Origin of the sequence: Phytobacter sp. SCO41, assembly GCF_003073275.1 — a bacterium.
GTDB classification, from domain to species: domain Bacteria; phylum Pseudomonadota; class Gammaproteobacteria; order Enterobacterales; family Enterobacteriaceae; genus Phytobacter; species Phytobacter diazotrophicus.
In genome coordinates this window covers 2,196,849-2,210,049 of sequence record NZ_CP027225.1, presented here as the reverse complement: position 1 = coordinate 2,210,049, position 13,201 = coordinate 2,196,849, and the positions used below count along the sequence as shown (strand labels likewise).

At 53.7% G+C, this 13,201-nt stretch carries 13 protein-coding genes; 7 read left to right on the top strand and 6 right to left on the bottom strand.

The genetic code is table 11. The features are described from left to right. Positions 1 to 29: 29 nt before the first annotated feature. The 3 genes from C5523_RS10760 (at position 30) to C5523_RS10750 (ending at position 3,401) form a co-directional block, all read left to right on the top strand. On the top strand, positions 30 to 1,310 hold the full coding sequence (locus C5523_RS10760; protein WP_041851666.1) for a YeaH/YhbH family protein: 1,281 nt from the start codon (positions 30 to 32) through the stop codon (positions 1,308 to 1,310). Between the two features lie 299 nt (positions 1,311 to 1,609). Further along, positions 1,610 to 2,110, top strand: coding sequence for a YbaK/prolyl-tRNA synthetase associated domain-containing protein (locus C5523_RS10755; protein WP_041851667.1), 501 nt, complete (start codon positions 1,610 to 1,612; stop codon positions 2,108 to 2,110). Positions 2,111 to 2,504: 394 nt separating this feature from the next. Further along, complete coding sequence (locus C5523_RS10750; RefSeq protein WP_172960887.1) at positions 2,505 to 3,401, top strand: fimbrial protein; 897 nt, start codon at positions 2,505 to 2,507, stop codon at positions 3,399 to 3,401. A 66-nt stretch (positions 3,402 to 3,467) separates the two neighbouring features. Here the strand turns inward: C5523_RS10750 and yoaI are convergent, their stop codons facing one another. Continuing rightward, a complete protein-coding gene (gene yoaI, locus C5523_RS27925; protein ID WP_272879239.1) occupies positions 3,468 to 3,578 on the bottom strand; it encodes a small membrane protein YoaI in 111 nt (36 codons plus the stop codon). A gap of 312 nt (positions 3,579 to 3,890) precedes the next feature. Between yoaI and C5523_RS10745 the strand changes: the two genes are divergently transcribed. The 3 genes from C5523_RS10745 (at position 3,891) to C5523_RS10735 (ending at position 7,843) form a co-directional block, all read left to right on the top strand. Further along, positions 3,891 to 5,225, top strand: coding sequence for a glycoside-pentoside-hexuronide (GPH):cation symporter (locus C5523_RS10745; protein ID WP_071195411.1), 1,335 nt, complete (start codon positions 3,891 to 3,893; stop codon positions 5,223 to 5,225). A gap of 16 nt (positions 5,226 to 5,241) precedes the next feature. Next, positions 5,242 to 7,281, top strand: coding sequence for a TIM-barrel domain-containing protein (locus C5523_RS10740; protein WP_108701094.1), 2,040 nt, complete (start codon positions 5,242 to 5,244; stop codon positions 7,279 to 7,281). 115 nt (positions 7,282 to 7,396) lie between these two features. Beyond that, the gene (locus C5523_RS10735) at positions 7,397 to 7,843 is read left to right on the top strand and encodes a DUF441 domain-containing protein (protein WP_041851670.1); all 447 of its coding nucleotides are present in this window, start codon (positions 7,397 to 7,399) and stop codon (positions 7,841 to 7,843) included. On the opposite strand, the gene C5523_RS10730 is transcribed toward C5523_RS10735, so the two are convergent. The 5 genes from C5523_RS10730 to C5523_RS10710 form a co-directional block, all read right to left on the bottom strand. Continuing rightward, positions 7,826 to 8,518 carry an amino acid ABC transporter permease gene (locus C5523_RS10730; RefSeq protein WP_108701093.1) on the bottom strand — a complete coding sequence of 231 codons (693 nt, stop codon included), beginning with the start codon at positions 8,516 to 8,518 and terminating at the stop codon, positions 7,826 to 7,828. The two genes, C5523_RS10735 and C5523_RS10730, sit on opposite strands and share 18 nt — an antisense overlap. Beyond that, positions 8,508 to 9,263, bottom strand: coding sequence for an amino acid ABC transporter permease (locus C5523_RS10725; protein WP_041851672.1), 756 nt, complete (start codon positions 9,261 to 9,263; stop codon positions 8,508 to 8,510). The genes C5523_RS10730 and C5523_RS10725 overlap by 11 nt, the downstream gene beginning before the upstream one ends. Beyond that, the gene (locus tag C5523_RS10720) at positions 9,263 to 10,084 is read right to left on the bottom strand and encodes an amino acid ABC transporter ATP-binding protein (protein ID WP_041851673.1); all 822 of its coding nucleotides are present in this window, start codon (positions 10,082 to 10,084) and stop codon (positions 9,263 to 9,265) included. Before C5523_RS10720 ends, C5523_RS10725 begins: the two co-directional genes overlap by 1 nt. A gap of 1 nt (position 10,085) precedes the next feature. Further along, positions 10,086 to 10,907, bottom strand: a complete 822-nt coding sequence (locus C5523_RS10715; RefSeq protein WP_041851674.1) for an ABC transporter substrate-binding protein — start codon at positions 10,905 to 10,907, stop codon at positions 10,086 to 10,088. Positions 10,908 to 11,112: 205 nt separating this feature from the next. Beyond that, complete coding sequence (locus C5523_RS10710) at positions 11,113 to 11,901, bottom strand: helix-turn-helix domain-containing protein (protein WP_071195476.1); 789 nt, start codon at positions 11,899 to 11,901, stop codon at positions 11,113 to 11,115. A gap of 99 nt (positions 11,902 to 12,000) precedes the next feature. Here C5523_RS10710 and C5523_RS10705 point away from each other — a divergent pair, with 99 nt between their 5' ends. Next, positions 12,001 to 13,185, top strand: coding sequence for a CynX/NimT family MFS transporter (locus C5523_RS10705; RefSeq protein ID WP_108701092.1), 1,185 nt, complete (start codon positions 12,001 to 12,003; stop codon positions 13,183 to 13,185). Positions 13,186 to 13,201 lie beyond the last annotated feature (16 nt).

Sequence of the window (13,201 nt, the reverse complement as noted above, 5' to 3'; positions counted from 1 at the left end):
AGTTGGCAAATGCAGTACGGGAGGGACTTATGACCTGGTTCATAGACCGGCGTCTTAACGGTAAAAACAAGAGCACGGTTAACCGCCAGCGATTTTTACGCCGTTATAAAGCGCAAATAAAACAGTCGATCTCCGAGGCCATCAATAAACGCTCGGTCACCGACGTGGAGAATGGTGAGTCCGTCTCCATCCCGAACGAGGACATCAGCGAACCGATGTTTCATCAGGGACGCGGCGGTCTTCGCCATCGCGTCCATCCGGGTAACGACCATTTTGTGCAAAACGACCGCATCGAGCGTCCTCAGGGAGGCGGTGGCGGTGGTGGCAGCGGTCAGGGCGAAGCCAGCGCTGACGGCGAAGGCCAGGATGAATTCGTTTTCCAGATTTCAAAAGATGAATATCTCGATCTGCTGTTCGAGGATTTGGCGCTGCCAAACCTGAAAAAGAACCAGCAGCGTCAGCTCAATGAATTTAAGACTCACCGAGCCGGCTATACGGCAAACGGTGTTCCCGCCAATATTAGCGTCGTGCGTTCACTACAAAACTCGCTGGCGCGCCGTACCGCGATGACAGCAGGCAAGCGTCGTCAGCTACGTGAACTCGAAAGTGACCTGGACATTGTCGCCAAAAGCGAACCGGCCCAGTTGCTGGAAGAAGAGCGTCTGCGTAAGGAAATTGCCGAACTGCGCGCGAAAATCGAACGTGTCCCCTTTATCGACACCTTCGATTTACGATACAAAAATTATGAAAAACGCCCGGAGCCTTCAAGCCAGGCGGTAATGTTCTGTCTGATGGACGTATCTGGTTCAATGGATCAGTCGACAAAAGACATGGCGAAGCGCTTTTATATCCTGCTCTATCTGTTCCTGAGCAGAACCTATAAAAACGTAGAAGTCGTCTATATTCGTCACCACACCCAGGCGAAAGAGGTTGATGAGCATGAGTTTTTCTACTCGCAGGAGACCGGCGGTACCATTGTCTCCAGCGCGCTGAAACTGATGGATGAAGTGGTCAAAGAACGTTATGACCCGGCGCAGTGGAACATCTATGCGGCACAGGCATCGGATGGCGATAACTGGGCCGATGACTCACCGCTATGTCATGAAATTCTGGCGAAGAAAATTCTGCCCGTTGTGCGTTACTACAGCTATATCGAGATAACACGCCGCGCGCACCAGACGCTGTGGCGCGAATATGAACATCTGCAGACGATGTTTGATAATTTCGCAATCCAGCATATCCGCGATCAGGAAGACATCTACCCGGTGTTCCGCGAGCTTTTCCACAAGCAGAACGCCAGCTCCAACTAAACATAGAGAAAGCCAGTGCTCTGCGCGCTGGCTTTTTCTCCTCGCCGCAAACGCGCAAATTACGGTACAAAAATGCAGCTATTTGCCCCCTTGCATCGTGGCAAATATGGCATATTACTTCCCAGGCAAACTCGATTCTTACTTCGTTCCTTGCGAACGTCGTTTTTTCAACAGTACACATAAAAGCGTTTGTAAAGTGCTAGTACTTTTAAGCCGCCAATTTTGAGGCGGCTTTTTTATTTTCATCTTCGGGTAACTGCATTACTCTTGATTTTTATTACGTTTCTCCAGGAGTGATGATGTCAGAGATTGCCAGCCAAAATATCCATCAACATCTTATTGAAACCCTTGATAATTCTCAGGCGCGCTACCGCATCGTCGAGCATGAAGCATCCGGTAAATGTGAAGCCGTGAGTGAAATTCGAGGTACAGCGCTGGGCCAGGGAGCGAAAGCGCTGGTGTGTAAAATCAAAGGCAATGGCGTGAAAATGCATGTACTGGCGATCCTTGCCGCTGACCTGCAGGCCGATTTAGCACGGCTGGCCTCTTTTTTTGGCGGCAGTAAAGCTTCGCTGGCAAGCCCTGCCGAAGTCGAAACCTTAACGGCTTGCGTATTTGGTGCGATCCCGCCATTCAGTTTCCATCCCGAACTCAAACTGGTTGCCGACCCGCTGCTTTTTACGCGTTATGAAGATATTGCTTTCAACGCCGGACTGCTGGAAAAGTCGATAATTCTCAATACGAAAGATTATTTGCGTATTGCCCGTCCTGAACTGGTGAATTTTCACCGCGAGGGTTAAGAACGTTTCTCTGCTGCGTATTAAAACGCATGCAGAGATGTTCTGATTTATTACAATTTTTATTTTTAATTTTTATCGTTATCCTGTATCACCGTAGGTCCGGCCAATCGGCGGCGAAAATTTCAATTCTTAGCGCCCCCTATGTTCCATCATCCCACATGATCCCCTCTTTTCAGGAAACCGCATCATGTACAGGATAAGGATAGTTTTAAACGCAGTGGGTCTTCTGCTGCTGAGCCTTACGGGCGAGGCTGTTGCAACATGTGCGCTTGAGCCAGTACCCGACTATATGGCGACCGGGCCGGTCTCCGTTGTCGCGCCACTTGATTCACGTATTTTCTCTGTCCCGCCCGATCTCCCTGTCGGCGCGCAAATCTCAAAAATGTATATTAACATGTCAAACAATCCTACTGGCTGGCATATTAAGTGCACTTCCGGCAACACTCTCTATCTCATGTACCTATACGATACTTTGCCAGGTACGTTGGTTCCGGGATTTAGCGATGTTTATAAGACGGATCTGGATGGCATTGGCGTTCGTTATTTAACCAACTATGCCAGCGAGCCCTCTTTCCCGTTTTGGCATATAGAGGGCGTGGGCATGGAACAATACATCCCCGCCTCGATGCAATTCAAAATGGGGCTCCAGTTTATCAAAACCGCCAATGTGACACAGGCGGGCATCATTACCGCCACGAAACTACCCAGTATCCGTATTGCTGCCGGGCAATCAGGTCAACTTGTTTATATTGCCAAACTCAGCGTCAGCGGAAATTTTGAAGTCAACACTCCTACCTGCAATATCGCGCCGCTCAGCGCCAATATGTCGGTGCAAATGGGCGAACATAACAAAAAAGTTTTTAAAGGCGTGGGTACCGGTAGCCCATGGAAAAACGCCAGCATTCAGTTAATTAATTGCCAACGCTTCTATGGCAATATGCCCACGGGTGATTCAAGCACCAGCATTAATGGCGTTACCACAACCAACCCGCTCACCCTTAATTCCGTGTCGCTGACATTAACGCCGCGCAATGGTATGGTCGATGCGACAAAAGGGATCATGAAAATTGATGAGGAAACAGGAAAAGCGACAGGCGTGGGCATTCAGCTTTCTACCACTGAAAGCACGACAGGGATTATCAATCTCAACGAAAAATTGACCACCAGCATTCCAAATAGCGCATCAACGACACTTACCCTACCGCTCTATGCACGCTATGTGCAGACAGAAAGCAGCGTAAATGCCGGTACGGCGAATGGACGCCTGGAATATACGGTGACCTATCAATAAAGCATGTATCCGTGACAAGGCCGCCGGAGAGCAAATGGCTGTAATGGCTAACAATTAAAGCGCTCTCTACGGCCAGCCCGCTTTTTCCAGCGCAAGAACAGAAACTACCAGCACCACCATGATGGCGATAAATGACGACGCGATGATAACGCCATCTGTCAGCATAAAATCATTCATTTTCAACCTGCCTCTTTTTAGCCCGGTTTTCTTATTCATAATGTTACCGGGTGACAATTCGATGACAGTTTCGGGTTATTCAAGTGAATATTCTAACGCTGAAACGATTCCTGCCGCCTGCTTACCAACACGTTATAAACGCAGTGCTAAATAATGTTTTTCATTGCATGCTTACTAAATTGTTACCGGTATCACGAAAAGCAGTTTCCATAATTCCGATGACAAATCTCGCAATTGTTATAAATACAATCTTGCAACACCCTTATTCTCTAGCGCACTTCTGAAATAACCTTACAAACCCAGGTGAATACAATGAATTTAACGATCACCCGTAAAGAGAAAATCAGTTATGGACTCGGTGATATGGCAAGCCATGTCGGGCTGGATAATGTCATTATATTTCTGACGTTTTATTACACCGACGTTGTTGGATTACCCGCCGCGTTTGTTGGCACCATGTTTCTGCTGGCCCGTACCGCCGATGCCATTATTGACCCGGCAATGGGTTATCTTGCCGACCGGACAAATTCACGTTGGGGTAAATTCCGCCCGTGGATGCTGTGGCTGGCCTTGCCTTTTGGCATCAGTTGCCTGCTAACCTACGCCGTGCCTGAATCTTTAACCCTGACCGGTAAAATGGTGTTCGCGACAATTACCTATACCTTTATGATGTTGATGTATACGGCGATCAATATCCCTTACTGTTCAATGGGTGCGGTCATTACTCCCAATAACGAAGATCGTATTTCACTGCAATCGTATCGATTCTTTTTAGCCACCCTCGGCGGTGCGATGTCGACATTCTTTATGATGCCGCTGGCGCAATATCTCGGCGGTGACGATAAATTATCCGGCTACCGCTGGGCTATGGCGATAATGGCCAGTGCCGCCGTCGTCATGTTCTGGATCTGCTTTGCCAATACCCGCGAGCGTATTAAAGCGCCTGCAACCCACAATAATTATCTCGGCGAATTACGCGATTTATTACGAAACGACCAGTGGCGCGTGGTCTCTGTGCTGGTTATTACCAACATCGGTTTTGGGGTCATTCGCCTTGGCGCGATGATGTACTTCGTCACTTATTATCTGGGCAGCGCCAGTTATTTTATGTGGATGCTGGGCGCACATATTCTGGGTAAAGCAGCCGGTAGCGCGCTCGCAAAACGCCTGACCCGCAACTTTAGCAAAGTACAAATGTTCGGTTATTGTGCTGTCCTCGCCGGTGTACTGAGCATCGCCCTCTTCTTCGCGCCGAAATCGATATACGTGCTGGTGCCACTGACTTTCGTGGTATCTACCCTCTACCAGGCCACCACCACATTGATGTGGGTCATGATGGCGGATGTCGCCGACTACGGGGAATGGTTGCAGGGTAAACGCATGGACGGCGTGATTTTCTCGACCTTTCTCGCCGTGCTCAAACTCGGCATGGCCATCAGCGGCGCTATTGTCGGCTGGACGTTAGGGCTGAGCGGCTATGTCGCCAATGCGCCAGAACAGACATCGGTTGCAATGTACTGCATTGTTGCCCTCTTCACCGTGGTGCCGGGGCTGCTGTCGCTGGCCGCTTTTGCCACCCTGCGCTGGTACAAACTCGACGATAACACCATGAAATCTATCAATCTTGCCCGTCATAGTCTCTCGTAAAAAGGACCTGTTATTCATGAGCGAACTTATCCAACACCCGGACAGTATTGAATGGCGCTTCGAGCGTCAGATCCTGCGCGTTGAAGCCTGGGGAGAGCACAGCCTGCGCGTGCGTGCCACCTGCGCCCCGGCCTTTAGTGACAATCTGCACGCCCTGTTGCCACCGCAGAGCTGTCAGCCACAGATAACCGCGGGCGCGGAACAGCTAACGCTGCGCAATGGTAACATCACCGCGGTGCTTAATCTGAAAGGCCAACTGGCGTTTTACAACCAGCGTGGCGAATTGTTGCTTGAGGAGATGTGGCGGCAGCGTTCAACCGTCGGTATCGGTGCCAGTGAAAAAAGCCAGGACAAATATATCAGCGCTCTGAAACTCGATGGTCGTGAATTTAAACCGCTGCCCGGCGGCAAGTATCAGTTGACCGTTCGTTTTGAATCGCGCCCGGATGAACGTGTTTACGGCATGGGGCAATATCAGCAGCCATGGCTGGATCTGAAAGGCTGTGCGCTGGAGCTGGCGCAGCGCAATTCACAGGCCAGCGTCCCTTTTATGCAGTCAAGCCTCGGCTATGGTCTGTTATGGAACAACCCGGCAATTGGTGAAGCCAACTTCGCCAAAAACCAGACCACCTGGCTTGCTCGCGTCACTCAGGAGATGGATTACTGGATCACCGCTGCTGATAGTGTCCAGCAGCTTACCCGCCAGTACGCCAAAGCCACCGGAACGCCGCCGCCTGCCCCGGCATTCACCAGCGGCCTATGGCAATGCAAACTGCGCTATCGTACCCAGCAGGAGGTACTGGAGGTCGCCCGCGAGTACCGCCGTCGTCATCTGCCGCTCTCGGTGATGGTCATTGATTTCTTCCACTGGCCGAATCAGGGCACCTGGTGTTTTGATCCCATCGACTGGCCAGATCCGAAGGCGATGGTCGACGAGCTGAAATCGATGGGCATTGAGCTGATGGTTTCCGTCTGGCCAACGGTGGAAGCGCGCAGCCCACTCTTTCCGGTGATGAAAGCCAAAGGTTTACTGGTCACCAGCGACCGCGGCGTGCAGGTTAATCTCGATTTTATGGGCAACACCACCTTCTTTGACGCCACCCACCCGCAGGCGCGTGAATTTGTCTGGGAGACAGTGAAGAAAAACTATTACGATCTGGGCATTAAGTTGTTCTGGCTGGATGAAGCCGAACCGGAGTATCGCGCCTACGATTTTGACAACTACCGCTACCACGCCGGGCCTGTACTGGAAGTGGGGAATCAATATCCGCGGGATTTCGCCCAGGGTTTTTATGAGGGTCTGCAAGCCTGCGGTGAGCGCGATATCGTTAACCTGGTACGCTGCTCCTGGGCGGGTAGCCAGCGTTTTGGTGTGCTGGCCTGGTCCGGTGATGTGCATTCATCGTTCCATGCATTTCGTAACCAGCTCGCCGCCGGGTTAAATATGGGGCTGGCGGGCATCCCTTGGTGGACGACCGATATTGGCGGTTTCCAGGGTGGAAATGTTAACGACCCGGCTTTCCACGAACTGTTGATCCGCTGGTTCCAGTGGGCGGTTTTTTGCCCGGTACTGCGTATGCACGGCTACCGTGAACCGCAAATCCAGCCGCCGGAAAGCTACCGTAACGGCATCCCGCAATGCAACAGTGGTTCGCCTAATGAGCTGTGGAGCTACGGCGAAGAGAACTACGCCATCATGCAGCACTGGCTGTCCGTGCGTGAAAAACTGCGTCCCTATGTGGATACGCTGTTCGCTAATGCCCACCAGTATGGCGATCCGCTGATGCGCCCACTGTTCTGGCACTACCCGGATGAGCCACAAAGCTGGCAGGTGGAAGACCAGTATCTGTTTGGCGAGGATATTCTGGTGGCGCCTGTTCTGCACGCGGGGCAACGCCAACGTGAAGTCTGGCTGCCAGGTCATCATGGCTGGGTGGATCTGAATGGCGAGCGCTATCAGGGCCAGCAGCGAATTACCGTCAATGCCGGGCTGGAGACGATCCCGGTCTTTATGCGTGAAGGAAGCAACGCGGCCGCTCTTTTGTCCGCTGTTTAAGGCAAACGCCTGAAAACGTGTGTTTCGTTATAAAAAGCCTGCTTAACAATGCGCATCCGCGTAAGGTAATGTAAGCAGGCTTATTTTTTCATTGGCAAGGAACGAAACACTCTCCATGTTTGATACCACTCTTTTTATCCTTATTGGCCTTGTGGCACTGAGCTTCTTTAGCCACAACACCACCGTCGCCGTTGCCGTTATGGTGTTGATCATAATTCGTATCACGCCGCTCAATGCTTACTTTCCGTGGGTCGAAAAGCAGGGTTTGACGCTCGGTATTGTCATTCTGACCATTGGCGTTATGGCTCCCATCGCCAGCGGATCATTGCCACCATCAACGCTGATTAGCTCTTTTCTGAACTGGAAATCGCTGATAGCCATCGCTGTGGGGGTTTTTGTCTCCTGGCTGGGGGGCCGTGGGGTGACACTGATGAGCGCGCAGCCCTCGCTGGTCGCCGGACTTCTGGTGGGCACCGTACTGGGTGTGGCCCTGTTCCGGGGCGTGCCGGTAGGGCCACTGATTGCGGCAGGTCTGGTTTCGCTGTTAATTGGTCGGCAGTAAATGCCGCCTCTGCCAGCGTTTAACCCCAAGCTCCAGTAAAGTACACAGCAGGTAATAGACCAGACCGGTGAAGATAAACAGGGCCGCCGGGTAAACCTGTACCCGGTTATTCACCTGCCCGGCCACCGTGGTCAGCTCCGGCACATTGACGATAAAGGCCAGAGAGGTGTCTTTCAGCAGAGCAATAAGCAACCCCACGTAAGACGGAATGGCATTACGTAACGCCTGTGGCAGCAGCACCAGGCGCAGAATGTCCAGGCTGCCAAACCCACCGCTTATCGCCGCCTCATATTGCCCCTTCGGTAACGCGTTAAGCGCCGCCAGCGTCGAGTACATGACCGATGCCGAGGTAAACCACGCCAGCGCCAGGGTAACGGTAACCGCCCCCGGCAAGTCAGCGCCAGTGAGCCACGGCAGCAAAAACCACAGCCAGAAGATGACAAAAATCAGCGGGATCCCACGAATCAACTCTGCCCACAGAAAGAGCAGCTTGCGCGGCCAGCCCGCAAAACGCCACGCGCAGCAGGCGAGCAACACGCCGCTGGGGAATGCCAGCACCGCCGCCCCCAGAGTCATCAATACCGATAACAGCACGCCGCCCGGTTCGCCCTGTGCGGCACGGCCCAGCAGCAGATAACCGAGGTTATCGGTAATCACGGTAAGATTATCGATCACGGTGTGCCTCCTTGCGGACCATTGCCCGCCATCCGCGCGGCAGGTTAAACAGCAGGCTCATTAGCAGCCCCAGCGCCAGATACAGCACACTTCCCACCGTAAAGGCTTCCAACGCGTGGGCATTAAAGCTTTCAATTTGCCGGGTCTGGTAGGTGAGCTCCGCAAAACCGATGCCGGTCGCCAGCGATGAGAGTTTCATCAGGTTCAGATACTGCCCCACTACCGGCTGCCAGGCGTTCTCCAGCCCCTGCGGCAGAAGCACCCAGCGAAATAGCGCCAGATCGCTAAAGCCCTGCGATTTTGCCGCTTCAATTTGCCCACGCGGCACGGCATGCAGCCCGGCCTGAATCTCTTCAACCAGAAATGCCGCCGTGAATAGCCCAAGCGCCCACGCCGAAGAGAGAAATTCCGGGGTAAACCACCAGACATCTCCCGGCAAGATACTAAAGGCGTGGTCATCGTTGACGTACTGACGAAATGCCAGCGGCAACACGTTCCAGGCAGCGAAATACCAGAACAGCAGTTGCACCAGTAGCGGCGTATTGCGAAACAGCGAAACCCATCCCGCCACTACCGCTCGCCCCACCTTACCTCCTGCCAGACGCAGGGCCAGCAGAAATACCGTCATGGCGGTCGCAAGGATAATCCCCACCACCGTGACCCAGATGGTGGTCAGAAAGCCAGACGTGAGCCATTGTGCGGGTTGGCCGGTAAAGACGCCCGCCCAGTCGAGATGAATCCCCATTACAGCTCCTTGCCGTCAGCATGGAGCGGATTGAGCACTTTTTGCAGGAAGCGCCGGGCGCGCGGATGCTGCGGCGCGGTGAAAAACGCCTCCGGTGCGGCCTGTTCGAGGATTTCCCCGCCGTCGATAAATATCACCCGGTCAGCAATTTCGCGGGCAAATTGCATCTCGTGGGTCACCACGATCAAGGTGATCCCGCTGTGGGCCAGCGATTTCATCACCTGCAAAACTTCGCCAATCATCTCCGGGTCGAGCGCCGATGTCGGTTCATCAAACAGGATGATATGCGGCCCTGCCGCCAGGGTGCGGGCGATGGCCACCCGCTGTTGCTGGCCGCCGGAAAGCTGCGCCGGGTAGTGGCTGGCTTTGTCGCTCAACCCAACACGTTCCAGCAGATCCAAAGCGATTTTTTTCGCGTCTGCTGCCGACTTGCCATGAATGCGGGTTAACGCCAGGGTGATATTTTCCAGCGCGTTCAGATGCGCATAGAGGTTAAATTGCTGGAACACGAAACCGACCTGACGGCGCAGGTTCCGCAATTCGCGCCCCTTAAGCTGACTGGTGGGTTTGCCGTCCACCAGAATCTCGCCGCTGGTCAGGGTTTCCAGTTGGTTGATAAGACGGATCAGCGTCGATTTGCCAGAACCGGAAGGCCCGCATACGGCAATGACTTCCCCTGCCGCAACCTGCAAATCAATCGCGTTCAACACACGGTGGTCACCATAGCTTTTGCTGGCCTGACGAAACTCCACCGTTCCTTTTTGCACGGGAAAAGCCTCCGGGGCTTGCGCCACGGAGGTAGAAAAGAGACCTGCCAACATATTACTTCGCTTCTATTTTAAAACTGCGTGGAGCCGGGGCTTTGGTTTGCGGACCAAACCAGACGTCGTAGATTTTTGCGGCTTCACCGCTCTGCTCCAGTTTCACCAGTTCATCATTCACCGCTTTGAGCAGCGCGGTTTCGCCTTTGGTGACACCTACGCCAATCTCCTCTTTAGAAAGCAAGTCTGGCAGGATTTTGAATTTGGCTTTATCCGGCGCTTCCGCCAGCAGGCCCGCCAGGATGGTGCTGTCCTGCGTAATCGCCTGTACGTTGCCGTTACGCAGCGCGGTCAACGCCAGTGGGATATCGTCATAGGCCAGCACGCGGGACTGCGGGAAACGCTGATGCAGCGCCTGCTCGCCAGTGGTGCCTTTTACCGCACCGATACGCGCTTTGCTGTAACTATCCAGTTTGTCGGACGCGCTGGCAGGGACCAGGAACTGCTGGCCGGTCACGAAATACGGCGTGGAGAAATCAATAACCTGTGCACGTTCCGGAGTAATGGTGATATCAGCAACAATCAGATCCACTTTACCGGACTGCAACAGCGGAATACGGTTCGCCGGGTTGGTGGCCACCAGTTCCAGCTTCACGCCGAGGCTTTTCGCCAGCGCTTTGGCGAAATCCACGTCGTAGCCGACAATTTCGTGGCTCTGCGGGTCGATGGCGCCAAACGGCGGGTTCGCGTCAAAGGTCGCCACTTTGACCACACCTGCGGCTTTAATATCGGCCAGTTTGTCTGCGTGAGCGGCAAATGAGAAAGTTGAAAGCAATGCCAGTGCGGTAAGCGCACCGATTTTTTTAGAAGATGTGGTTGCCATGCTAATCCTTACGCCCTGTTATTAGTAAAATTTCAGGGCTAAAGTCACATAACCGTAATCATCAGACAAATATCAAAAAGTGCATTTATTATCTAAAAAAGTTATTAAAAACGGCTTCGCCATATGAATCACTTACCACAAGCCAGCCAACCGTGAAAACAGCCATAAACCACACAGCATAAAGGGAATTGGCAGCAGAAAATAATTATGTACTGCCAAGCGATGCAAGATAACGTCCGGGAGTTTGCCCTAACCCTTTTTTAAACATCGTAATAAATGCGGTGGTGGAATCATAACCCAGCGCCTGGGCGACATTTTGTACCGACTCGCCGCTTATCAACAAGCGCAGGGAAAGAATCAACAACATCTGGTGCCGCCAGCGGCGAAAACTCAATCCCGTCTCCTTCACCACCAGCCGTGCCAGGTTGCGCTCGCTCATGGCAAACTCCTGCGCCCATTGCGCCAGCGTCTGCCAGCGGGCCGGTGACCGCTCCATGGTTTCGACCATCTGGCGAATTTTACTGTGCGGGGAAACGGGAAGTTGCAGTTGCATTTGCGGCTGACGGGGCAGTTCATCAAACAAAACCTGCACCAGACGTTGGGTGGCTGGTTGCTGGCGTTCGCGATGGCTGCGCGCAGAAAGCGTCAGGATCAGTTCGCGCACCAGTGGGGAGATTTTCAGCGTGCAGCACTGCGCTGGCATATCGACCCGCTCAGGTTCAATAAACAAAAAGCACAGCTTCGCCCCCGGCGTCGCGAGATTACTATGGGCAATAAGCCCCGGTATCCACACAGCGTGATGAGGCGGTACCATCCAGCGGGCGTTTTCCACCTCACTGGTGATCGCCCCACTCAGGGCCAGAATTAACTGCCCTTTACGGTGACGATGCTGCGGGATCCGCTGCTCATCGGCCTCGACGGTGATACTAAACGCCAGGGCCGCCTCTTGCTGACTGTCAGGATTAAAGCCATCCAGGCCAAGACCGTGCTGCATAATGTTGTCCGAATTTAGCGATAAATTGTCATTTTAGCTTGATTATATCAGCGCGAAAAACGGGTATGGTAGGGTTCTGCTATTTATCCTGAGAATACAATGACCACGACGATTTCCTCACGGGGCAAACAAGGGGCACTGCTTATGGCGGGGATCCTGATGATTGCCACCACTCTGCGTGTCACCTTTACCGGGGCCGCACCACTGCTTGATTCCATTCGTAATGATTATGGCTTAACCACCGCGCAAACCGGGATGCTCACCACCCTGCCGCTGCTGGCCTTTGCGCTTGTTTCTCCCCTGGCGGCAGGCATTGCCCGGCGCCTGGGTATGGAGCGAAGCCTTTTTGCCGCCATGCTGCTGATATGCGCAGGCATCGCCATACGTTCTCTGCCCGCACCGGCACTGCTTTTTATTGGCACCGCCATTATCGGTTGCGGCATCGCGCTGGGGAATGTGCTGCTACCGGGGATCATTAAACGGGATTATGCAGGCCAGATCGCTAAACTGACCGGCGCGTATTCGCTGACCATGGGAGCTGCGGCGGCGCTTGGTTCTGCACTGGTTGTCCCGATTGCGCTGACGGGCGCAGGCTGGCACGGCGCGTTGCTGATGCTTATGACCTTCCCGCTCGTTGCGATGCTGCTGTGGCTACCACAGTTGCGTTTCGCAAAGCCCGCCAGCTTATCAGGCAGCCCGCTGGCGCAAAGTCGGGGGATCTGGCGTTCAGCGCTTGCCTGGCAGGTAACGCTCTTTTTAGGGATTAACTCGCTGATTTATTACGTGGTGATTGGCTGGTTACCGGCAATTCTTATCAGCCATGGCTTTAGCGAGTCCGGTGCGGGTTCTCTGCACGGCCTGCTCCAGCTCGCCACGGCGGCGCCGGGTATTCTGGTTCCGCTCATTCTGCACCGCTTGCGTGATCAGCGTGCGCTGGCCGTACTCTTTGCCCTGCTGTGCGCAGCGAGTGCCGCCGGTTTTTGGCTCTGGCCGGGTCAGGCTGTTGTCTGGACGCTAGTGTTTGGCTTTGGCTCGGGTGGCACAATGATCCTTGGGCTGACCTTTATTGGCCTGCGTGCCCGCTCCGCGCATCAGGCCGCTGCGCTGTCAGGGATGGCACAGTCGGTAGGTTATCTGCTGGCGGCTTGCGGCCCCCCGCTGATGGGGAAAATCCACGATGCCAGCGGTTCCTGGCAAATCCCGCTTATCGCCTGCGCGATCTTGTCCGTAGTGATGGCGCTGTTTGGGGCCTGTGCCGGCCGCGATCGCGAAATGGCGACATAATAAAACAGGCCTGTGC